This window comes from Paenibacillus alginolyticus DSM 5050 = NBRC 15375 (assembly GCF_000422905.1).
Lineage (GTDB): Bacteria > Bacillota > Bacilli > Paenibacillales > NBRC-103111 > Paenibacillus_E > Paenibacillus_E alginolyticus.
Map to the genome: position 1 here is coordinate 24,106 of NZ_AUGY01000001.1, position 21,412 is coordinate 45,517.

Consider the following 21,412-nt stretch of genomic DNA (forward strand, 5'->3'; position numbering starts at 1 on the left):
TTTCTAAAGGAGGCAACCTCCATGTCTATTGGTCAACTATATAAACATAGAAGTTTAGGTTTATCTGACGACGAAGTCGTTCGTATGTATACAGTCATGAGCCTTGCTGCTAAATATGATGAGCGAGCTTTCATGCTGCAACGCGCAGGTAAAATACCTTTTCACGTGTCTGGAATGGGACAATATGCCGGTCAGGTAGGGATGGCTTTTGCGATGAAAGCGCAAAAAGATTATTTCCTGCCTTATTACCGTGACTATGCGTTTGTACTATCTGTCGGCATGACAGTGAAGGATCTAATGCTTGCGGTTTTTTGCAAAGCTGAAGATGTGAACAGCGGTGGAAGACAAATGGCTGGTCACTTTGGCGATAAGAAAAATCATATCGTCACAGGGTCGTCTCCTGTTACAACGCAAGTGCCGCATGCAGCTGGTATCGCGCTTGCTGCCAAAATGAAAAAGCAAGACTTCGTCACCTTTGTTTCCTTCGGAGAAGGCTCCAGCAATCAGGGGGATTTCCATGAGGGCTGCAATTTCGCGGGCGTACATAAGCTGCCTGTTATTTTCGTTTGTGAAAATAATCAATATGCAATTTCTGTTCCTCTGCATAAACAAGTGGCGGGCAAAATCGCGGATCGTGCGCTGGGGTACGGGTTCCCAGGTATTCAAGTAGATGGCAGCGATGTTTTGGAAATGTACCGGGTAACGAAGGAAGCAAGAGAAAGAGCTGCTCGTGGCGAAGGACCAACGCTCATCGAAATGATTTCTTATCGTCTCATGCCTCATTCAACGTCGGATGATGACATGCTGTACCGGACGAAAGAAGAAGTTGAACAGAATCGTCAAAAAGACGGCATCCTTAAATTCAAAGAATATTTAATGGAATGCGGTCTATGGAGTGAAGATCAGGATCGTGATCTTCAGGAACGGCAAAAGCAAGAGATTAATGAAGCTACTAAGTATGCGGATCTCGCGCCTTATCCGAAACCGGAAGATACGCTCCTTCATGTTTACGCGGAAGGAGTTGACCAATAAATTATGGCTGTTATTACATATTTGGAAGCAATCCGTTCTGCGATGCAGGAGGAAATGCAGCAGGATGATAACGTCTTCGTACTTGGTGAAGACGTTGGTAAAGGCGGTGTCTTGAACACGACCAAAGGACTGCGTGATTTATTTGGTGAAGAGCGAGTTCTAGACACACCGTTAGCGGAGTCTGCCATTGTAGGTGTGGCTATTGGTGCGGCGATGTATGGAATGAAACCGATCGCCGAAATTCAGTTTGCTGATTTCATTTTCCCGGCAACGAATCAAATTCTAAGTGAAGCAGCGAAGATTCGTTATCGCTCTAATAATGACTGGACATGCCCGATCGTCATTCGTGCTCCATATGGTGCGACCGGAGCAGGTGCCTTGTATCATTCCCAATGTCCGGAATCTGTTTTCTTCGGTACACCGGGAGTTAAGATTGTAGCGCCTTCGAATCCATATGATGCCAAGGGGTTGCTGAAAGCAGCAATCCGAGATGCAGATCCTGTGTTATTCTTCGAGCACAAGAAGTGTTATCTGGCGCTGTCTGCTGATGTGCCAGATGACGACTATATCGTGCCGATCGGCAAGGCCGACATTAAACGCGAGGGCACAGACATTACAGTCATCGCCTACGGTATGGTTGTAAATTATGCATTGCAAGCAGCAGAAGAACTTGCGAAGGATGGCATTTCCGCACATGTACTTGACCTTCGTTCTCTGCAGCCGCTTGACAAAGAGGCTATTTTGGAGGCCGCTAGGAAGACGGGCAAAGTACTCATCGCTCATGAAGACAACAAAACAGGCGGTGTTGGAGCTGAAGTTTCAGCGATTATCGCCGAAGAAATGCTGTTTGAGCTCGATGCGCCTATTGCAAGACTTTGCGGCCCCGATGTTCCGGCAGTGGGCAGCAATCCACCGATGGAGAAATTCTTCTTGCTCAATGCAGATAAGCTGAAGGAAGCCATGTACCAGCTTGCGATGTTCTAATTTTCACATCTAATATCCTTTCATTGATCATTTCCTGAACTTAGGAGGTACACCCATGAACCAAACCAACAGCCGACTAACCGAGGTAACGGTCCCGCATTTAGCGGAGAGCCTCGTTTCGGCTACAATAGGCAAATGGCTTAAGAAGCCTGGCGATTATATCGAACAATACGATGTGCTTTGTGAGCTATTCACAGAGAAAGTGAATACGGAAATGCCTTCACCAATTGAAGGGACGCTTGTCAAAATCATTGTCGGCGACGGCGAAACAGCTGCTGTTGGCGAAGCGATTTGTTTGATTGAAGAGCCGAATGCAGCTTTAGCGAACGGAGCATCAACTGCAGGAGCTTCAGCTGCTAGTCATGCTGGAGCCGCGCTGGCGGAAGACTCAGACCAAAGCATGCGTGGTCGTTATTCGCCAGCTGTCCACCGGCTTGCCCAAGACCATCGCGTAGATTTGTCTCGTGTTGCAGGAACGGGGCTTGGCGGAAGGATTACGCGCAAGGACGTTGAGCAGTTCATCGCCTCCGGTGGAGCCAATGCAGCTCCTGCCGCAGTGCAAACGAATCAACCGGCAGCTGCAGTTGTTCCTCAAACCGCTCCACCCGTTGATTCGCAGCAGGCTCACCAGCCTGTTCGCAGTTCTGGCATTCATTTATCCGCCAATCCGCAAACGCCGCTGATTGAAGCGGAAGGACACTCATTAGACTCTCGCAATGAGCATTTCATTGACGTTACGCCAATGCGCAATGCCATTGCTTCAAAAATGCGCCAGAGTGTAACCGAAATTCCGCATGCTTGGACAATGATTGAGGTCGATGTAACGAATCTTGTTGTTCTGCGGAATAAAGTGAAAGACGAGTTTATGCGCCGAGAAGGCATTAACTTAACGTACTTGGCATTCATGCTGAAAGCGGTCGTCAATGCCATTAAGGATTACCCGATTATCAACTCCGTCTGGGCCGTCGATAAAATTATCGTGAAACGCGATATTAACATTTCGTTGTCCGTAGGAACAGAAGATTCGGTCTTGACGCCGGTCATCAAAAAAGCGGATCAAAAAAATATCGCCGGACTGGCCAGAGAAATCGATGAATTGACGAAGAAAACGCGTGCGGGGAAATTATCGCTGAATGATATGGTTGGCGGGACATTTACTGTAAATAATACAGGCTCCTTCGGTTCGATTCTGTCTTATCCGATCATCAACTACCCGCAAGCAGCTATTGTGACCTTCGAATCGATAGTGAAGAAGCCTGTCGTTATTCAAGATATGATTGCGGTTCGTTCGATGGTTAACCTTTGTCTGTCACTGGATCACCGTATTCTTGACGGTGTCATCTGTGGTAGGTTCCTACAGAGAGTGAAAGAAAATTTAGAAAGCTATAACGCGGATACAAAGATTTATTAAACTAAGCTTTAAAAAATAATCCCGCAGTAAACAATATGCTTGAAAGCAGCATCGTGAGCAGCATAACGTAAATCACGATTTTAAACCAACGCTTATTCTGTAACAATGAAGATTCACTCCTTTTTCGTGAAAAAGCTTGTACCGTTTTATTGTAACTCATTGTGTGTATCGGAGGAAAGTACATGATTCAGCAAAATCGTTTGGTGGAAGAGTTCATCTCCCTTGTTAAAGTTGACAGCGAGACTCGATTTGAGCAAGAAATTTGTGTCGTTCTTAAAGAAAAGTTCAGTCGTTTAGGGCTGCATGTCGTAGAAGATAATTCGATGGAAAAAAGTGGTCACGGATCGGGGAATTTGATCTGTACTCTTGAAGCAACCGACAGCAACGCAGCTATTCCGACTATTTTCTTCACTTCTCATATGGATACGGTAGCCCCTGGGAAAGGTATCAAGCCTCAAATTGGCGACGATGGCTATATCCGCAGTGACGGAACGACGATCTTAGGCAGTGATGACAAAGCGGGTATCGCGGCGATGATCGAAGGCATACAAGTGCTAAAAGAGCAAAACATCCCGCATGGCCGCATTCAATTCGTGATTACGGCAGGGGAAGAGAGCGGTCTGAAGGGCGCACGCGCCATGGATCGCAGTGTCATGGAAGCTGAGTTCGGCTTCGCACTTGATTCGAATGGCAGCATCGGCGATATTGCGACTGCAGCGCCTGGACGTGCAGAAATTGAAATTATTTTCCACGGTAAGTCAGCTCATGCCGGCGTAAATCCTGAAGATGGTATCAGTGCCATTCAAGTAGCGAGTAAAGCGGTTTCGCGTATGTCGCTCGGTCGAATTGATAGTGAAACTACTGCGAATATTGGCAGTTTCTCAGGCGTAGGCCCTTTGAACGTGGTATGCGATAAAGTGAAGATGGAAGCGGAAGCTCGCAGTATCGTTCAACACAAGCTGGAAGCGCAAATCGCCGCGATGAAAGAGGCTTGTGAATCAGCTGCAGCTGATGCTGGCACCACTTGCGAGTTTAATGCAGATATTGTGTATGCTTCCTATATGCATGATGATTCTGCTCCGATTGTGCAATTGACTTCTAGAGCACTCTCAACTCTTGGATTGACAGCTCGAACTTTCCACTCTGGTGGCGGCAGTGATGCTAATATCTTTAACGGAATGGGCATACCAACGGTTAATCTAGCAGTTGGTTACCATGAAATTCATACAACAAAAGAACATATTGCCATCAGTGATTTAGTCAAAACGGCTGAATTACTCGTTGCTCTCGTGAAGGAAGCAGCGAAAGTTTAATTTACCTCTTTCTAGAGAACCGATTAGTCTGCCATTGTCATGGCATGCTGGTCGGTTTTTTTACGTGATCTCATCTAGGCATTGCAAGTGAGAGACTCAGACTTACATAAAGGAACGACGATGCTTTATTTATGGAAATAACGACCATTTTGCAGCGTTAAGGGAACATGGATGCGTTATTTTGTCAATTTGAGCGAAACTCAGCTTTAAAGGCGAAAATAAGCGATTGACGTTCCGTTATGTTAGTTAAAAGTGAATTTCTAGTAAAATAACGCATCGACGTTCTCTTTCATGAGGCTCCAGAAGCGTTTGAAAGAACACAAACTCCAATCCCGCCCTCTAGTTTTCAAATTTGATTTGAATAACACGGACATTATTTTTACTTCTTACACGCGTTTAGTGGGGTAAAATTAAATCATTCCTCATATGCTTCGAGTAAGACACGTCCGGAAAGGGGAAACTGGCTTGATGATACGAGATGAGGGTACGGTTGCTGATATTATTTCGGTCAGAGGGGGACTACAGATTGTCACCGTATGGATGCGGAGCGGTGAGCTTGAGCACGCTGTACACTACACCGATACATTACCTTTGTTAAATCCAGGGGACGTGGTTGATTTAAATGTAACCGCCGTGAAGCTGAGGTTAGGTTCAGGGGGATTTCATATCGTGCTATCCATTCGTGACCGAGGATTAGAAAACCATTCAACTACATCATCAAATGGACATATCATGAAGCTCAAATATACTCCGATGCAGCGAAGTGTGTTGGCTATTGAAGAACCTGACAGCTCGTTTCATTCTTCGTTTCAAGGTGAAAAGAAAATAGAGGGGATGCCGGTCTTGCTGGGCGAATTGCACAGTATGCTGCCTGTCGTGATGTGCTGGCTCCGATATCGACATCAACAAAGGAATTCATATGGTAGAGCTTTGGATGTCGCCTATATTATGACAGATGGAGGTGCTCTTCCACTTGCATGGAGTGAACATGTAGCGATACTTGAGGGGAAGGAATGGCTTAAAACCACCATTACTTATGGTCAAGCTTACGGTGGTAAGGTGGAGGCGGTTAACAAATTTAGCGCATTAGTTGCAGCGAAGCATGTTGTCAATGCAGATATCAGTCTTGTAACCATGGGGCCAGGAATCGTGGGAACGAATAGCCGATATGGTTTTTCGGGTCTTGAGGTTGGTGAACTTGTAAATGCTGTATATGCTCTAGAAGGGATTCCAGTGGTCATTCCGAGAATTTCTTTTGCTGATCCAAGGACTCGACATCAGGGCATTAGTCATCATACGCTTACAGCGCTTCAGCTGGCAGCGAGATGTCCCGCTGTAGTACCTTTGCCACTATTGGAGGCGAAAGAAAATGCGATTGTGCAGAAACAAGCACAGAGTCTGCAGCTTCATCAAATTGTTGCCATGCCAAGCCCATCGATAGCGGAAATCGCTGAAGCTTTTTCGCAGTATCCACACCCCATTACCTCGATGGGAAGGGGACTATCGCAGGACCCAGCTTATTTCCAAACGATTTGTGCTGCTGCTGATTGTGCAAGCCAGATACATAATCGACTAATGTAATTGTATGTCCGCCTTGCTGCAGCATGAGCTGCAATTGACGTTTGATTTCCCATGCCTTCCCTACAAGTCGAATTTGACGGTCGGTTACATAGCTCTTCATATCCATTTTCCTCTTTTCAGGTAAAATTTTGATGAATAGTTTTCGTAAAATCGTGACTTTGGTCGTGAGATATAAAAACTTCGGATAAGGCGTGGATTTTGCTGAGTTAACTATCCGACATTTATGTTGGAAACGGATACGTATAGCGAACGTATGTGCTATAATAGGTGTACATTCCAAGACGAAAGGAGGTCATGTTCGCCATGATGCATCACAGAGCATATAATTTCCGCATATACCCTACGTCAGAGCAGGCAACACTTATTAACAAGACGATTGGATGTTGCCGCTTTGTGTTCAATCGGTTTCTTGTCTTGTGGAACGACACATTCAAAGAGACAGGTAAAGGTTTAACCTACGGTGCGTGTTCAGCAACGTTGACCAAGCTAAAACAAGAGTTAGCGTGGCTTCAGGAGCCAGATAAATTCTCTCTGCAAAATGCACTAAGGAATTTGAACGATGCGTACAATCGTTTTTTTCAAAAACAGAACGATGCCCCTAAGTTCAAAAGTAAAAAGAATCCCGTACAGTCTTACCAAACCAACTACACCAATGGAAATATCACAGTTGTAGGTAATCAGATCAAGTTACCTAAACTGGGGCTTGTGAAGTTTGCTAAAAGTCGTGAAGTCGAAGGACGTATTCTGAACGCTACTGTTAGGCGGAGTCCAAGTGGCAAATACTTTGTATCTGTGTTGGTTGAGACCCAAGTACATGAACTTCCAAAAACAAAATTAGAAGTTGGAATAGACATGGGCTTAAAAGACTTTGCCATTCTTTCAAATGGTGAAGTGTTTGGCAATCCCAGATTCTTACGCACAAAAGAATTAAAATTAGGAAAGGAACAACGAAAACTTTCACGAATGACAAAAGGCGGTTCCAATTGGAACAAGCAACGGATTAAAGTTGCTCGGATCCATGAGGATATGGCCAATGCCCGTAAAGATTACTTAGACAAAATCTCTACGCAGATTGTCAAAAACCACGACATCATAGCGATGGAAGATTTGCAAGTAGTCCATATGGTCAAGAATCATAAGTTGGCCAAATCTATTAGCGAAGTATCGTGGTCGATGTTTCGCTCCATGCTTGAATACAAAGCGAGATGGTATGGTCGGCTTGTCGCCATAGTAGGAAAAACATTTGCGAGTAGTCAATTGTGCTCTTGTTGTGGCTACAAAAACAAAGACGTGAAAGACTTAAATTTGCGTGTTTGGGACTGTCCAGCGTGTAGAACGCAACATGATAGAGATTTCAACGCAAGTTTAAATATTCTTGCCGAAGGCAAAAGACTGCTTGCCGTGTAATCCCATTACACGAACTGTCGGGACGACAGGGTTAGCTTGGTAAATTTCTTTTCGTTAGAAGGGACTACCCAAGAATCTCTTGACTTCAGTCATGAGTGGTTCAAATAATGAACGATATGCGTGAATGGGACAAGTTAGACCAATTTTAAAAAGGATGAGGTGTTCGTATGTCATTACACAAAAAATTCGAAGAAATAACCGTCAAGACGGAACCTATTTTCAAAGGAAAAATCATTTCGCTGCAAGTGGATCATGTCCTGCTCCCTAATGGGGAATCTGCAACTCGTGAAATCGTTAAACATCCTGGCGCTGTAGCTGTAATTCCGCTGCTTGGGGATAAAATGATCGTTGTGGAACAGTATCGAAAACCGCTTGAGAAAAGTCAGGTCGAGATCCCAGCTGGCAAACTGGATGCAGGCGAAGAGCCGCTAAAGGCAGCTTTACGCGAATTAGAGGAAGAAACGGGCTTTCGGACGGAAAATATCAAGCTGGTCAGTTCCTTCTATACCTCGCCAGGTTTCGCGGATGAAATCATTCATCTCTATCTAGCAGAAGATTTGATGAAGGGCGAAGCGAATCCCGATGAGGATGAATTCTTGGAGTGCGAAGCGATTACTTTGGAACAAGCTCAGCAGTACATTCGTGAAGGGCGAATTAGCGATGCGAAGACGATTATGGCTGTTTACGCCTGGCAACTGTACCTTTTAACAGGTCAAATCTAAATGAAATCTTATTATGTTGATCTTCATATTCACATAGGTCGAACAGAGAAGGGACAAGCGGTGAAGATCAGCGCTGCGAATGACCTGACTTTCTTCAATATTGCTAAGGAAGCCACCGTCAGAAAAGGGATGGAGATCATCGGTATTATTGATTGTCACTCGCCTTCCGTACAGGATGACATCATGACGTACTTGGATCGGGGTGAGATGGTGGAGCTGGAGGGCGGCGGCATCCGGTATCTAGACACGACGATTATGTTGGGCTGTGAAATAGAGGTGCGCGATCCAGGTATGGGGCCAGCGCATCTACTTGCTTATATGCCAAATCTGAAAGTGATGCAGGGATTCACGCAATGGATGAAGGGTCACATGAAAAATGTAGAGCTTAGCTCTCAACGCATTTATGTACCTGCCCGCGAACTTCAAGATGAAGTGCTCGGCAGGGGCGGTATCCTTATACCTGCGCATATTTTCACTCCGCACAAAAGTGTCTACGGAAGCGCAACTTCTAAAATGGAGTACCTTCTTGATCTTAAGGGCATATCTGCTGTAGAACTTGGTCTAAGTGCTGATTCCGAGATGGCTGGTTTGATTTCGGAGCTTGATGCGTTCACTTTCGTTACCAACTCAGATGCACACTCTCTTGGTAAAATCGGACGAGAGTACAACGAAATGAAGCTGGCTGCCCCTACTTATGAGGAACTCGTCAAAGCGCTTCATCGTCAAGACGAACGCGGAATAATAGCTAACTACGGCCTTAATCCACGACTTGGTAAATACCACCGAACCTATTGCAGTCTATGCGAATCCGTTCTGGATGAAAGTGAAACGACCACCCAACGCTGTGCCGACTGTGGCAGCAATAAAATCGTCAGAGGAGTCATGGATCGGATCCAGCACTTAGCGGATCGTGAATTGCCTTACCTCCCGCCTTATCGACCTCCGTATCATTTTCAAGTTCCACTAGAATTTATCCCAGGCCTAGGGCCTAAAAAGCTCGACCAGCTGCTTCGCCGCTTTGGAACGGAAATGAATGTACTGCATCGCACGACGCGAGATGAGCTTGCAAGTGAAGTTGGTGAAGAAATTGCTGCTTATATTGTAAAAGCGCGAGAAGGCTCCTTGCAGCTTGAAGTTGGCGGCGGAGGCAGGTACGGCAAAGTTAAAAATCGTTCATAGTTTCCAGCATTCGCTCATAAGCTTGTCTTTGTAGAGGTTGACACAAGGAAGGAGCTGCGAGATGAATAGGAACCTAACGATGAAACAATATATGAAGGATAATTTGCCGCTATTTATATTCGTCTCCGTACTTTTCACCATAGGAGTCGTGTTCGGCGCTGTGATGGTGAATGCACTTTCTTTGGAACAAAAGCAAGAAATGACTCGTCATTTGGGTAGTTTCTTTCATGAAATTAATGAAGGCGCCGAGTTTGACAGCAGGCAATCGTTTGTTCAAGCTTTTGGCATGCATATGAAATGGATTTTGTTGATATGGCTCTTTGGTTTGTCGATTGTGGGGCTGCCATTGATTCTCGTTTTGGATTTTCTCAAAGGTGTATTAATTGGCTTTACGGTTGGATATCTTGTCGGCCAAATGTCATGGAAAGGCATGCTATTTGCGCTTGTTTCCGTTGCGCCGCAGAATCTGATCGTTATCCCGGCGATCCTTTTCTGCAGTGTTGCTGCTATGGCCTTTTCCATCTATATGATCAAAAATCGCTTTATGAGCCGTAATGGAAACATGTATCAGCCCTTTATGCGTTATACAACATTAACACTCCTGATGGGGGTATTCCTTTTTGGCGCAGCGCTTTGGGAAGGATATATATCGCAATTGATGATGAAATGGGTAACGCCAATGCTTGTTGGCCTATATGGATAAGAGATCCACTTTTGTTTCTGTTTGACTTTGTCAGTCAGCTCCCCCTATAATAAAAAGAGTGGCTAAAACTGGGCTTGGATGCCCACCTTTCTGAGGGGGAGGCATATGGAAGCAAGGATCGAGAAGATTAAGCAGCAATTGCAATCCCAAGGGTACAAACTAACCCCTCAACGGGAAGCGACAGTACGCGTACTTTTAGAGAATGAACAAGATCATTTAAGTGCTGAAGATGTGTTTATGCTTGTGAAGGACAAGGCTCCAGAGATCGGACTGGCGACAGTTTATCGAACTTTAGAGCTGCTGAGTGAGCTGCATGTCTTGGAGAAAATGAATTTTGGCGACGGTGTCGCTCGTTACGATTTACGTGACGACAGTACACGTCATCATCACCATCACTTAATCTGCGTGCAATGCGGATCCGTGGATGAAATTATGGAAGATTGGCTCGGACCTTTGGAAGAACGGTTAGAGCAAGATTTTCATTTTCAGGTGCTAGATCATCGACTTGATTTTCAAGGTATATGCTATCGCTGTAACGATCGAGGAAAACCGGACTCATTGGACAAATCTAAAATAACAGTTTCGGAATAGAAGCTGTTTATACAATGAAAATGCCTGTATGATCACCTTGTGCATACAGGCATTTTTGTGTTCGTTTCATATATTAGGTAATAAGAAAGTCGGAAATGTACTCACATAATTCGCATAGAAGCATGGCACATTATGTTTAGTGATATTAAGGAAGAAGGTAGCAACTATGACAATGCAATCGATTGTAGTTGGAGTTCCAAAAGAAATCAAAAACAATGAAAATAGAGTGGCTTTAACGCCTGGCGGAGCGGGTATGCTTTTGATGGCAGGGCATCAGGTGCTAGTAGAAACTGGAGCAGGTGTGGGCAGTGGCTTCGGGGATGAGGACTATGCTCGTGAAGGCGCCGTCATAGTCGCGGATGCTGCTGGGGTATGGGCCTCCAGCGATATGATTATGAAAGTCAAGGAACCATTACCTGCCGAGTATGGTTATTTCCGAGAAGGGCAGATGCTGTTCACTTATTTGCATTTGGCAGCAGCAGGAGACTTGGCTGAACATTTGCTTAGCAAGAAAGTGACGGGGATTGCCTACGAAACGATTCAGCTTCCGAACGGCTCACTGCCGCTTTTGACACCGATGAGTGAAGTGGCTGGCCGGATGTCGGTACAAATCGGTGCCCACTTTTTGGAAAAGTTCTATGGGGGACGCGGAATATTATTGGGTGGTGTGCCTGGTGTTCCGCCAGCTGATGTCATCATCTTGGGCGGAGGGATCGTTGGAACGAATGCGGCCAAAATGGCGCTCGGACTCGGAGCTAATGTTGTCATTATTGAACGGAGTGCCGATCGAATGAGGGCTCTGGACGATATTTTCGGGGGAAGACTACGAACTTTGATGTCGAATCCACATAATATTGCGAATGCTGTACAGAAGGCGGATTTATTAATTGGCGCTGTTCTTATTCCTGGAGCAAGAGCTCCAAGATTAGTAACGGAAGCTATGGTTCAAAGCATGAAGCCAGGCGCTGTAATTGTGGACGTTGCCGTTGACCAAGGAGGATCGATTGAAACGATCGACCGTGTGACAACCCACAGTAATCCCACCTACGAGAAGCATGGTGTGCTGCATTATGCTGTTGCCAATATGCCTGGTGCTGTTCCGAGAACTTCAACACTTGGGTTAACCAATGTAACGATACCTTATGCGATAGAGCTTGCAAATAAAGGTTTTACAGAGGCCGTAGCTGCAAATTATGCACTCCAATTAGGCGTGAATACGTACAAGGGGAGCGTAACCCATCCCGCAGTGGCGGAAGCTCTTGGAATGCCGTATGTGAAGTTGTCCGATCTGTCATAATCATAGACTAAGCCTCATATCCTGATCTTAAAAAGGGGATAGAAATGAGGACTGGCTATGATATTTTCATATCGAAAACTCGTTGTTCGCTTACGCTTTATTTTACTTTTTATGATTTTGACGGTGATTCTATATCAAGTTATGCTTGTTCTAAGCGGTTGGATTCAACCTGTCAACAAGTACAGAACACCAACGGGAAAGTCCGTTAAAGTGTTTGGTCAACACAATGCTTCGGGTTCGGATACAGGAACAATGAGTGACCGTTTGCGTTTATTTTATTGGTATGGGGAATAAAAAAAGCGTAAAAAAGAGGAGTTCGCACGGGAATCGTTGAATGCTATTCGGTATGAAGATATGGCATGATAACGAGGGAGTATTATCTGCATGATGACGAACGACCTGCAATCCTTCATCCGATTTTTGTCCGTTGAACGGGGACTGTCGCGGAATACGCTGGAATCCTATGAGCGAGACTTACAGCAATTTGTTGAATATCTACAACAGCAAGGCATCACAGCTTGGAGAGATTCAGGCAAAACTCATATTGCAGGATACTTATCACAGCTGAAGATGCTAGGACGAGCATCCGCAACCTTGTCTCGCAATATGGTTTCCATTCGAGCACTTTATCAATATCTTGTGAAAGAACGTGTAACGGATTCAGATCCAAGTATTTATGTAGATGCCCCAAAGCTGGAAAAAAAGCTTCCAAAAGTACTGTCGATTGAAGAGGTAGAGAAGCTTCTCGAAGCACCGCAACCTGAGCTTGTAAGCGGTGCGCGTGATAAGGCCATGCTGGAACTGCTCTATGCGACTGGGATTCGAGTATCGGAGCTCATTTCTCTGAATGTAACGGATATTAATTTGCAAATGGGCTTTATCCGCTGCACGGGGAAGGCAGATAAAGAGCGTAATATTCCTCTTAGCTCTATCGCCATTCGGTGTTTATCGACCTATATACATAATCATCGGATGAAGTTGTTAAAAAAAACGGCGGATGAAGAAGCCTTATTTATCGGTCATTTGGGAACAAGGATGACCAGGCAAGGGTTTTGGAAGATTTTGAAGAAATATGCCAATGAGATGAATATCGCGAATGAGATAACACCTCATGCCTTAAGGCATTCCTTCGCTGCCCATTTAATTGAAAATGGCGCAGATCTGAGATCCGTTCAGGAAATGCTAGGACATTCCGATATTTCCTCGACACAAATGTATGTTCAAGTTACTAAGCTTAAAATGAAAGACGTTTACAACTTGGCACACCCAAGAGCGAAGTTATAACCTGCACAGCGGCATTTCCCCTAGGGGGAAGCTGCTGTTTTGCATTCATAGGGTGGAAGTGAGATAATCGAGGGTGGATAACATTAGGAATTGATTTGGAGGGACAATTGTGCGCTTCGAACGTATATGTGTAATTGTATTGGATAGCGTAGGCATCGGCGAATTACCGGATGCCAAGCAATTTGGCGATAGTGGCGCTCACACACTAGGTCATATTGCAGAGAAAGTAAGCGGATTTGCACTCCCTAATTTACAGCGAATGGGACTAGGGAACATAGCTGAGATTAAAGGGATTCCAGCAACAGATTCACCGGAAGGCTACTATGGAAAAATGGCTGAGGTTTCGGTTGGTAAAGACACGATGACTGGACACTGGGAATTGATGGGGCTTCGCATGACTACACCCTTTAATGTGTACCCGGATGGATTTCCAGCTGAATTGATTTCTCAATTTGAGCAGGAGACAGGGCGCAAGGTCATTGGTAATAAGCCGGCATCAGGTACAGAAATTTTAGATGAGCTCGGTGAAGAGCAGATGAAAACAGGTGCTTGGATCGTTTATACATCAGCCGATAGTGTATTTCAATTAGCTGCGCACGAAGACATTATTCCGCTGGAAGAGCTGTATCGGGCATGTAAAATTGCAAGAAGGTTGACTATGCAGGATGAATTTTCGGTGGGCAGAGTCATTGCTAGACCGTACCTCGGGGAGCCTGGTGCTTTCAAACGCACTCCGAATCGCCATGATTATGCCGTGAAGCCGCCAGCGCCAACTGTTATGAATCATTTGAAGGATGCTGGATTTGATGTAATTGCGATCGGGAAAATTAATGATATTTTTGATGGTGAAGGTGTTACTAAAACCACATCAACAAAAAGTAATCTAGATGGTATTCAGAAGACAATAGAGGTACTTGGCATGTCTTTCAAAGGACTGGCTTTTACGAATCTAGTAGATTTTGACTCGTTGTTTGGTCATCGTCGTGATCCTGAGGGCTATGGAAGATCACTGGAGGAATTTGATAGCTATGTGCCTCAGCTCAAAGCAGGTCTAGGACCGAAGGATCTATTAATCCTTACAGCGGACCATGGCAATGATCCTGTGCACCCGGGAACCGACCATACGCGCGAATACGTGCCTATTTTGTTGTACAGCCCAAGCTTCAACTCACCTGCTTCGCTTGGTATCCGCGGAACCTTCGCTGATTTGGGAGCGACCATCGCTGATAATTTTGGCGTGAGAGCAACAGATCAAGGGGAGAGCTTCTTACCTCTTTTAAAATAAATGATTACGAATTTTCAGTTTATGTGAACTGAAATCGCTTAGGAGGAATCTATCCATGTCCGATACATCCATGATTCAGAAGATTCAAGAAGCAGCTGCATTTATTAGCAAGGAAACGAATATTAAACCCCAAATTGGATTGATTCTAGGGTCAGGTCTCGGCGTTCTTGCTGATCTTATTGAGCAGCCTATCGTTGTAGACTACTCGAATATTCCCCATTTCCCAGTGTCTACCGTGGAAGGTCATGCGGGGGAATTGGTTGTGGGTACGATTCAAGGCAAGCAAGTGTTAGTGATGAAGGGCCGCTTTCATGCTTACGAGGGCTATGGCGCGGAAACAGTTTCGTTTCCAGTAAGAGTTATGAAAGAACTAGGTGTAGAAACGTTGATCGTAACGAATGCAGCTGGTGGAATTAACGAATCCTATCAGGTTGGCGATCTGATGGTCATAAGTGATCATCTGAATTTGACATACCGCAATCCGCTCATCGGCCCGAATGATTCAGCGTTAGGTGTTCGCTTTCCGGATATGTCGGAAGCTTACAGCAAACGTCTGCGTAAACTGGCGCACGATGTCGCGGCTTCACAGAACTTTCATTTACAAGAAGGCGTCTATGTTGGACTCCTCGGTCCTAACTATGAAACTCCTGCGGAGATTCGCATGTTCCGCACATTAGGCGGCGATTCCGTTGGGATGTCAACGGTACCAGAAGTGATTGTAGCACGCCATGCAGGGATCGAAGTGCTTGGTTTCTCCTGCATTTCGAATATGGCATCAGGTATTTTGGACCAACCGCTCTCCCATGCAGAAGTCATGGAAACGACGGAGAAAGTAAAGCCTAAGTTTTTGAAATTGGTATTAGGCATTATCGAAGCACTTTAACAAGAAGAGGAGAACAAAATGGAACTGACTTACATAGAGAAAATCAAAGAAGCAGCGAGCTTTATTGAGCAGCGTTTAGGCAGTGTTAAGCCTGTTATTGGATTAGTACTTGGTTCAGGCTTGGGAGATATGGCGAATCAGGTTGAGCAGCCCATAGCAATTGACTATAGCGAAGTGCCGCACTTTCCCGTTTCAACCGTTGAAGGTCATGAAGGACGTTTTGTTGTAGGCACACTAGAAGGTAAACAAGTCATCGTGATGCAGGGACGTTTTCATTATTATGAAGGCTATGATATGAAAAAGGTTGTATTTCCTATGTACGTTATGAAGGCGATCGGCGTTCAGACCGTTGTGATGACGAATGCAGCAGGCGGCATGAATCGTGAGTTCAAAGCAGGAGATCTAATGGTCATTAGCGACCATTTAAACATGACAGGAGACAACCCGCTTATCGGTCCTAACCATTCTGATCTCGGTGTTCGTTTCCCGGACATGTCAGAGGCTTACAACCGCGAATACCGCAAGCTCGCTCATGAGCTAGCACAAACGGTCGTTGGAGAAGATGGCGTGCCATTGAAGCTGCAGGAGGGAGTTTATGCGGGGATTACAGGTCCAACCTACTGTACGCCTGCTGAGCTTACGATGTTAGCTCGAATCGGTGGCGACGCGATTGGTATGTCCACGGTGGGTGAAGTTATTGCAGCACGTCATGCAGGGCTTAAAGTACTTGGCATTTCCTGTATTACCGATATGGCGATAGGTGAAGAGCTGGAACCATTGACGCATGAGCAGGTTGTAGCTGTTGCAAATCGGACGAAACCGAAGTTCATTGCTCTCGTTAAGGCCTTTGTTCGTGAGGTCCGTCTGGGATAATTTGGCTATATTTTTTATGAACTTTTAATGAAAATAAGCTTCTGAAGACCTATGAATTCGGAGGGAGTCATGCTAATATATAGTTAATTAGAACTATATTAATGGGTCGAGTAGATACGGATGCCCATTCCATAACAAGGATGTGATGGAGCATGTCAGTCCAACAATTAATGGTCGCCAACTGTCCTAGATGCGGGAAAGTGTTCCAGAAAAATTTGCGCAACCAATGTTCAGATTGCAGCCGCAGCATGGATTCCATGCTCACAAGCAGTCTTGAATTTTTACGTAAAAATCATCGTTCAACGAATATACAATTCAGCGAAGCGACAGGTGTTTCGCACGAGCAAATGCATACATGGATCAAAGAGGGAAAGCTGCTGCTTTCGGATTACCCGAATTTGAACTACCCATGCGCTTCCTGCTCGAAACCAATTCGCGGGCAAAAGCTTTGTCCGGATTGCGCGTACCGAATTAATCGGGATATTAGAGAGTTGAAAGAGAAAGACCGATCTTTTCAGCCTCTTCTTAGAGAAAAACAAACAGCATCCGCTGGCAGTTTCCAAATTCGTGAAAGACTTAGTGGTGTGTAATTTACAGCATAATGGGCAATAGTAAGGATGATATCCCCCGATAAGGGGGATGTTTTTTGGAAAGCCGTATTCACAATTTTGTCACAAAATATTCAAGGATTTGCCACTGACCATGTATGGGATTGTATGGAGATGTTAGGTAGAATAGATGAAGTGAACACATTATGAGGGGGATATGCATGCAAAAGTGGATTTTCTTTGTGTTATTTATACTTGCGGGCGCATTGGGGCTGGGAGTCCTCTTTCAAGATATTTCTAACCGCCAAGTGGCTAAGGAAGCAGAGGCTGCCGCTGGCAAAGGTCAACAGCTTAAAATTGCAGCTTCTAACTGGCAGTTCGATTCTGCAGATTATACGGTTAAAAGCGGTGAGCCTACGAAGGTTTCCTTGTCTTTAAAAGAAGGGGTACACGCGATTGAAATCGTAGGATTGGATATCAAGCTGGACAAAGAAAATCCTTCCAAGCAAATAACGTTTGATAAACCAGGTACATATGAAATTCAGTGTGTACTTCCTTGTGGTGAAGGCCATGCTAAAATGAAAAGCAAATTAGTTGTTTCTTAATCAATAATGGTAGTATCAAAGGGGGCTCTAGCAGCTCCCTTTTTTCGATTTTGAAGAGCATGCTTACGATGCATATTTTCGAACGAAAACGCTTAAGTAAACTTAAGGAGGAATGCACATGAGAATGGTTGATCTAATCCATAAGAAACGTTCAGGTGAAGTACTTAGCGAGCAAGAAATTACGTATATCGTTAGCGGGTATACACGTGGCGATATTCCGGATTATCAAATGTCGGCTCTACTGATGGCTATTTTCTTCAATGGGATGACAAGTGAAGAGATCTCTGCACTCACGCTAGCCATGGCAGGATCAGGAGAAATGATCGATTTATCGGAGATTGCTGGCATTAAAGTGGATAAACACTCAACAGGCGGGGTTGGCGACAAAATTAGCCTGATCGTTGGACCTATTGTTGCTTCGCTTGGAATCCCTGTTGCCAAAATGTCAGGAAGAGGTTTAGGACATACGGGCGGTACAGTAGATAAGCTGGAGTCGATTCCTGGCTTTCAGATTGAATTGTCCAAAGAAGATTTTATACATGCTGTGAATACGAATAAAATTGCCATCGTTGGCCAGAGTGGTAACTTAGCTCCAGCTGACAAGAAGATGTATGCGCTTCGGGACGTGACAGCTACGGTTGATTCAATTCCATTAATCGCTAGCTCAATTATGAGTAAGAAGATTGCTTCCGGAGCGGATGCAATTGTGCTGGACGTGAAAATCGGTTCTGGCGCTTTCATGAAAACAGTGGACGATGCAAGGGTTCTCGCTCGTACGATGGTTGATATCGGAACGCAATTAAAGCGGAACACGATCGCTATGATTACGGATATGGAGCAGCCGCTCGGTCGTGAAATCGGAAACGCAAATGAAATTCGCGAATCCATTGAGGTGCTCCGCGGCACAGGTGATAAGGAGCTGACTGAGGTAGCGATCTCGGTTGCAGCCTACATGTCGCTGCTGGGGAAAGTGTTTGAGAGCTTCGAGGAGGCTCAGGTGGCCGTCCGCGATATTGTCTTGAATGGTAAGGCGTTAGAAACGTTCAAACGCTTCATAGCAAGCCAGGGCGGCGATCCGAATGTGGTAGACCAGCCCGAGCTCCTTCCGACGGCAGCTTATCATTTCGAAGTGCTTGCTGAAAGAGACGGCTATATCAATCAGATCAATGCGGAACAAATTGGTATTGCTGCGATGCTGCTTGGTGCCGGGCGTGCGAAGAAGGAAGATCTGATTGACTATGCAGTGGGTCTTACACTGAATAAGAAAATCGGTGACCAAGTGCAGATTGGGGAATCCATATGTACGATTCATGCAAATCAACAGGATGTGAAGGCTGTCGAGAGCATGATTCAAGGAGCCTATCGCATCGAGAATAGCAAACCAGCACCTGTTCAATTAATTTATGATGTCATTGTTTAATGCCAAATGATTGCCCAAGCACTTTCCACTCGGAAAGTGCCTTTTTTATTTTCTTCCTTTTGGAATATTTTGTGCGGAAATCGTCAAGACTGATTAGCAGTCATTCAAGCCGCAAGTGTCAGGCTTTCACTTCATACATCACAGGAGGGGTACAATTGCTATGCGAAAAAAAGGGCTAATCAGTTTTATCTGTTTACAGCTATGTTTGATGCTGCTCATACCGGCTGCGTTTGCGGAAGAGAAGAAGGCGCCATCGGTCGATTTGACACCGAATGCACTATCCGCTGTGTTAATGGATGCAGACACGGGCACGGTCATTGCCGAAAAGAATAAGGATGCAAAGCTTCCTCCAGCCAGTATAACGAAAATAATGACGATGCTGCTCATTATGGAAGCTGTCGACAAAGGCAACATTAAAATGGATGAGAAGGTCAAGGTCAGTGAATATGCGGCTTCCATGGGTGGATCGCAAATTTTCCTTGAGCCCGGCGAAGAGATGACGGTTGAGGAAATGCTGAAGGGGATTGCCATGGCTTCCGGGAACGATGCTTCTGTGGCAATGGCTGAGAAAATTGCAGGCTCGGAAGAAAATTTTGTGCAAATGATGAACGATCGTGCGCAGCAGTTAGGCATGAAAAATACGCATTTCTCAAACTGCAACGGACTCCCTGTGGCCAATCATTATACATCAGCGAATGATATCGCCGTCATGTCAAGAGAATTGCTCAAGCATGAGGGGATTACTAAATTTACAGGTGCTTATCAAGACTATCTACGAAAAGAAACAGCAAATCCTTTCTGGCTAGTGAATACGAACAAGCTGGTGCGTTTCTACAGCGGTGCGGATGGTTTGAAAACGGGATACACAAGCGAAGCGAAATTCTGCTTATCCGCAACAGCCAAAAGGGAAAATCTACGCGTCGTTGCCGTAGTGCTCGGTGAACCGAATACAAAAACACGGAATGCTGAAGTAACAAAGCTGTTTGATTACGCTTTTGCGCAATTTACGAACTACCCTTTATTTAAGTCAGGCGACAGTCTAGGGAATTTTACGGTGAATAAAGGCCAGGTTTCGACAGTACCGTTAGTGGCGAAGCAAAACTATAGCATTTTAATGAAAAAGGGCACTGTGACGGGGGAGATTCGACATGAACTGAAACTCGATCCCAACTTAAGAGCTCCGATCGTTATGGGTCAGCCTATTGGTAAAATTATTGTATACAACGGAGATAATTTGCTTGCTGAATACCCGCTCGAGTCTCCGGTTGCTGTAGATAGAGCGTCCTGGTGGAAGCTATTTAAGCGAACCACATCGCACCTGTTTCATACGGATTAATGGTGAGAATACGCGAATAAGCGCAGTTTTCTACTAGTTTTAGCAGTTTTCTTCTAGTTTTGTCGGGGGGCAGGAGATTCCATCTCAGCTGTAGAAAGTTAAGTTTCATGACGGGATCTTTGAGTGAGCTCAAAGTCTCTCAGCTGAGAGGAGTGAACATGTTGAGCCTGCAAATTGAATTCGAGCAAGGCAGAAGAGCGCTGATTGTTAGATTGAAAGGCGAGCTGGATCATCACACAGCCGAGGTTGTGAAGGCGAGGATGGAGGAAGCGATTGCTAAAGAGCATACGCGCCATTTAATCCTTAGTTTGAAGGATCTATCCTTCATGGACAGCTCGGGTCTAGGCGTCATACTCGGTCGTTATAAGCAGATCACGAGTAAAGGCGGTAAAATGGTCGTTTGTGATGTTGCCCCAGCCGTTTACCGCTTATTCGAGCTTTCTGGAATGTTCAAGATTGTATCTATACAGGACAACGAACGCAATGCAATGTCCAGTTTGGAGGTTGCATTATGAGTGAACATAACTTTATGACACTAGAGTTTGCTAGTCGCTCGGAGAATGAAGCTTTTGCTCGCGTAGCCGTTGCTGCTTTCGTTTCTCAATTGGATCCTACGCTGAATGAATTAACCGATATCAAGACGGTTGTTTCTGAAGCGGTAACGAATTCGATTATTCATGGTTATAACAATAGAACAGATGGCGTTATCATCATTTCGACGCAAATTGATGATGACGTGGTTCGGATTACGATCGAAGACAAGGGTTCAGGCATTGCTGATTTAGAACAGGCGAAACAGCCACTATATACATCCAAACCAGAGTTGGAACGCTCTGGCATGGGTTTCACGATTATGGAAAATTTCATGGACGAAGTAGAAGTTGTGACGGCCGTCGGAATCGGAACCAAAATAAACATGTTGAAGCGAATTGAATCTAAAAAAGCTTTATACAATTAG

General features: G+C 45.1%; 24 protein-coding genes. 22 read left to right on the forward strand and 2 right to left on the reverse strand.

The genetic code is table 11. From position 1 onward, the window contains the following. Window positions 1-21: 21 nt before the first annotated feature. Genes G519_RS0100145 through G519_RS0100155 form a run of 3 tightly spaced genes read left to right on the forward strand, consistent with a single transcriptional unit; the run spans window position 22 to window position 3,427 of the window. Complete coding sequence (locus G519_RS0100145) at window positions 22-1,032, forward strand: thiamine pyrophosphate-dependent dehydrogenase E1 component subunit alpha (RefSeq protein WP_029192931.1); 1,011 nt, start codon at window positions 22-24, stop codon at window positions 1,030-1,032. 3 nt (window positions 1,033-1,035) lie between these two features. Continuing rightward, on the forward strand, window positions 1,036-2,016 hold the full coding sequence (locus tag G519_RS0100150) for an alpha-ketoacid dehydrogenase subunit beta (RefSeq protein ID WP_029192932.1): 981 nt from the start codon (window positions 1,036-1,038) through the stop codon (window positions 2,014-2,016). Between the two features lie 55 nt (window positions 2,017-2,071). Next, on the forward strand, window positions 2,072-3,427 hold the full coding sequence (locus G519_RS0100155) for a dihydrolipoamide acetyltransferase family protein (protein ID WP_029192933.1): 1,356 nt from the start codon (window positions 2,072-2,074) through the stop codon (window positions 3,425-3,427). A gap of 1 nt (window position 3,428) precedes the next feature. Here the strand turns inward: G519_RS0100155 and prli42 are convergent, their stop codons facing one another. Then, complete coding sequence (gene prli42 / locus G519_RS49780; protein WP_244279968.1) at window positions 3,429-3,533, reverse strand: stressosome-associated protein Prli42; 105 nt, start codon at window positions 3,531-3,533, stop codon at window positions 3,429-3,431. A gap of 76 nt (window positions 3,534-3,609) precedes the next feature. Between prli42 and G519_RS0100165 the strand changes: the two genes are divergently transcribed. Together G519_RS0100165 and G519_RS0100170 are read left to right on the forward strand one after the other, a co-directional pair. Continuing rightward, window positions 3,610-4,740, forward strand: a complete 1,131-nt coding sequence (locus G519_RS0100165) for a M20/M25/M40 family metallo-hydrolase (RefSeq protein WP_029192934.1) — start codon at window positions 3,610-3,612, stop codon at window positions 4,738-4,740. Between the two features lie 468 nt (window positions 4,741-5,208). Beyond that, window positions 5,209-6,321 (forward strand): DUF3866 family protein, encoded by a 1,113-nt coding sequence (locus tag G519_RS0100170; protein WP_029192935.1) that lies wholly within the window; start codon window positions 5,209-5,211, stop codon window positions 6,319-6,321. Here G519_RS0100170 and mciZ read toward each other — a convergent pair. After that, entirely contained in the window at window positions 6,221-6,427 is a 207-nt protein-coding gene (mciZ, locus tag G519_RS53415) for a Z-ring formation inhibitor MciZ (protein ID WP_084159952.1), read from the reverse strand. The genes G519_RS0100170 and mciZ overlap by 101 nt on opposite strands. 197 nt (window positions 6,428-6,624) lie before the next feature. On the opposite strand from mciZ, the gene tnpB reads away from it, so the two are divergent. The 17 genes from tnpB (at window position 6,625) to spoIIAB (ending at window position 21,412) form a co-directional block, all read left to right on the forward strand. Then, the gene (gene tnpB, locus G519_RS0100175) at window positions 6,625-7,728 is read left to right on the forward strand and encodes an IS200/IS605 family element RNA-guided endonuclease TnpB (protein ID WP_029192936.1); all 1,104 of its coding nucleotides are present in this window, start codon (window positions 6,625-6,627) and stop codon (window positions 7,726-7,728) included. 167 nt (window positions 7,729-7,895) lie between these two features. After that, the gene (locus G519_RS0100180; RefSeq protein WP_029192937.1) at window positions 7,896-8,450 is read left to right on the forward strand and encodes an NUDIX hydrolase; all 555 of its coding nucleotides are present in this window, start codon (window positions 7,896-7,898) and stop codon (window positions 8,448-8,450) included. Continuing rightward, a complete protein-coding gene (locus G519_RS0100185) occupies window positions 8,451-9,629 on the forward strand; it encodes an endonuclease Q family protein (protein ID WP_029192938.1) in 1,179 nt (392 codons plus the stop codon). It abuts the gene before it with no gap. 61 nt (window positions 9,630-9,690) lie between these two features. Beyond that, on the forward strand, window positions 9,691-10,332 hold the full coding sequence (gene spoIIM, locus G519_RS0100190) for a stage II sporulation protein M (protein WP_029192939.1): 642 nt from the start codon (window positions 9,691-9,693) through the stop codon (window positions 10,330-10,332). Window positions 10,333-10,437: 105 nt separating this feature from the next. Next, complete coding sequence (gene fur, locus G519_RS0100195) at window positions 10,438-10,923, forward strand: ferric iron uptake transcriptional regulator (RefSeq protein ID WP_029192940.1); 486 nt, start codon at window positions 10,438-10,440, stop codon at window positions 10,921-10,923. Between the two features lie 181 nt (window positions 10,924-11,104). Further along, window positions 11,105-12,220 carry an alanine dehydrogenase gene (gene ald, locus G519_RS0100200; RefSeq protein ID WP_029192941.1) on the forward strand — a complete coding sequence of 372 codons (1,116 nt, stop codon included), beginning with the start codon at window positions 11,105-11,107 and terminating at the stop codon, window positions 12,218-12,220. Window positions 12,221-12,277: 57 nt separating this feature from the next. Beyond that, entirely contained in the window at window positions 12,278-12,514 is a 237-nt protein-coding gene (locus tag G519_RS0100205) for a DUF4227 family protein (RefSeq protein ID WP_029192942.1), read from the forward strand. A 93-nt stretch (window positions 12,515-12,607) separates the two neighbouring features. Then, window positions 12,608-13,504 (forward strand): site-specific tyrosine recombinase XerD, encoded by an 897-nt coding sequence (gene xerD, locus G519_RS0100210; protein WP_029192943.1) that lies wholly within the window; start codon window positions 12,608-12,610, stop codon window positions 13,502-13,504. Between the two features lie 109 nt (window positions 13,505-13,613). Beyond that, on the forward strand, window positions 13,614-14,789 hold the full coding sequence (deoB, locus tag G519_RS0100215; RefSeq protein ID WP_029192944.1) for a phosphopentomutase: 1,176 nt from the start codon (window positions 13,614-13,616) through the stop codon (window positions 14,787-14,789). A gap of 55 nt (window positions 14,790-14,844) precedes the next feature. After that, complete coding sequence (locus G519_RS0100220; protein WP_029192945.1) at window positions 14,845-15,672, forward strand: purine-nucleoside phosphorylase; 828 nt, start codon at window positions 14,845-14,847, stop codon at window positions 15,670-15,672. An 18-nt stretch (window positions 15,673-15,690) separates the two neighbouring features. Continuing rightward, the gene (locus G519_RS0100225; RefSeq protein WP_029192946.1) at window positions 15,691-16,545 is read left to right on the forward strand and encodes a purine-nucleoside phosphorylase; all 855 of its coding nucleotides are present in this window, start codon (window positions 15,691-15,693) and stop codon (window positions 16,543-16,545) included. Window positions 16,546-16,697: 152 nt separating this feature from the next. Beyond that, window positions 16,698-17,135, forward strand: coding sequence for a hypothetical protein (locus G519_RS41195; RefSeq protein ID WP_051252973.1), 438 nt, complete (start codon window positions 16,698-16,700; stop codon window positions 17,133-17,135). Between the two features lie 179 nt (window positions 17,136-17,314). Next, window positions 17,315-17,698: a cytochrome c oxidase subunit II gene (locus tag G519_RS0100235; protein WP_029192947.1), complete on the forward strand. Its 384-nt coding sequence runs from the start codon at window positions 17,315-17,317 to the stop codon at window positions 17,696-17,698. 118 nt (window positions 17,699-17,816) lie between these two features. Continuing rightward, entirely contained in the window at window positions 17,817-19,118 is a 1,302-nt protein-coding gene (locus tag G519_RS0100240) for a pyrimidine-nucleoside phosphorylase (RefSeq protein ID WP_029192948.1), read from the forward strand. Between the two features lie 160 nt (window positions 19,119-19,278). Further along, window positions 19,279-20,454 carry a D-alanyl-D-alanine carboxypeptidase family protein gene (locus G519_RS0100245; protein ID WP_029192949.1) on the forward strand — a complete coding sequence of 392 codons (1,176 nt, stop codon included), beginning with the start codon at window positions 19,279-19,281 and terminating at the stop codon, window positions 20,452-20,454. Window positions 20,455-20,615: 161 nt separating this feature from the next. Then, entirely contained in the window at window positions 20,616-20,969 is a 354-nt protein-coding gene (spoIIAA, locus tag G519_RS0100250; protein ID WP_029192950.1) for an anti-sigma F factor antagonist, read from the forward strand. Further along, window positions 20,966-21,412 (forward strand): anti-sigma F factor, encoded by a 447-nt coding sequence (gene spoIIAB, locus G519_RS0100255; protein WP_029192951.1) that lies wholly within the window; start codon window positions 20,966-20,968, stop codon window positions 21,410-21,412. Before spoIIAA ends, spoIIAB begins: the two co-directional genes overlap by 4 nt.

Excerpts from the sequence above, each read along its gene's own strand:
- G519_RS0100145 (WP_029192931.1), top strand. The coding sequence starts at position 22 with ATGTCTATTGGTCAACTATATAAACATAGAAGTTTAGGTTTATCTGAC.
- G519_RS0100150 (WP_029192932.1), top strand. The coding sequence starts at position 1,036 with ATGGCTGTTATTACATATTTGGAAGCAATCCGTTCTGCGATGCAGGAG.
- G519_RS0100155 (WP_029192933.1), top strand. The coding sequence starts at position 2,072 with ATGAACCAAACCAACAGCCGACTAACCGAGGTAACGGTCCCGCATTTA.
- G519_RS0100165 (WP_029192934.1), top strand. The coding sequence starts at position 3,610 with ATGATTCAGCAAAATCGTTTGGTGGAAGAGTTCATCTCCCTTGTTAAA.
- G519_RS0100170 (WP_029192935.1), top strand. The coding sequence starts at position 5,209 with ATGATACGAGATGAGGGTACGGTTGCTGATATTATTTCGGTCAGAGGG.
- mciZ (WP_084159952.1), bottom strand. The coding sequence starts at position 6,427 with ATGGATATGAAGAGCTATGTAACCGACCGTCAAATTCGACTTGTAGGG.
- tnpB (WP_029192936.1), top strand. The coding sequence starts at position 6,625 with ATGATGCATCACAGAGCATATAATTTCCGCATATACCCTACGTCAGAG.
- G519_RS0100180 (WP_029192937.1), top strand. The coding sequence starts at position 7,896 with ATGTCATTACACAAAAAATTCGAAGAAATAACCGTCAAGACGGAACCT.
- G519_RS0100185 (WP_029192938.1), top strand. The coding sequence starts at position 8,451 with ATGAAATCTTATTATGTTGATCTTCATATTCACATAGGTCGAACAGAG.
- spoIIM (WP_029192939.1), top strand. The coding sequence starts at position 9,691 with ATGAATAGGAACCTAACGATGAAACAATATATGAAGGATAATTTGCCG.
- fur (WP_029192940.1), top strand. The coding sequence starts at position 10,438 with ATGGAAGCAAGGATCGAGAAGATTAAGCAGCAATTGCAATCCCAAGGG.
- G519_RS0100205 (WP_029192942.1), top strand. The coding sequence starts at position 12,278 with ATGATATTTTCATATCGAAAACTCGTTGTTCGCTTACGCTTTATTTTA.
- xerD (WP_029192943.1), top strand. The coding sequence starts at position 12,608 with ATGACGAACGACCTGCAATCCTTCATCCGATTTTTGTCCGTTGAACGG.
- G519_RS0100220 (WP_029192945.1), top strand. The coding sequence starts at position 14,845 with ATGTCCGATACATCCATGATTCAGAAGATTCAAGAAGCAGCTGCATTT.
- G519_RS0100225 (WP_029192946.1), top strand. The coding sequence starts at position 15,691 with ATGGAACTGACTTACATAGAGAAAATCAAAGAAGCAGCGAGCTTTATT.
- G519_RS41195 (WP_051252973.1), top strand. The coding sequence starts at position 16,698 with ATGTCAGTCCAACAATTAATGGTCGCCAACTGTCCTAGATGCGGGAAA.
- G519_RS0100235 (WP_029192947.1), top strand. The coding sequence starts at position 17,315 with ATGCAAAAGTGGATTTTCTTTGTGTTATTTATACTTGCGGGCGCATTG.
- G519_RS0100240 (WP_029192948.1), top strand. The coding sequence starts at position 17,817 with ATGAGAATGGTTGATCTAATCCATAAGAAACGTTCAGGTGAAGTACTT.
- G519_RS0100245 (WP_029192949.1), top strand. The coding sequence starts at position 19,279 with ATGCGAAAAAAAGGGCTAATCAGTTTTATCTGTTTACAGCTATGTTTG.
- spoIIAB (WP_029192951.1), top strand. The coding sequence starts at position 20,966 with ATGAGTGAACATAACTTTATGACACTAGAGTTTGCTAGTCGCTCGGAG.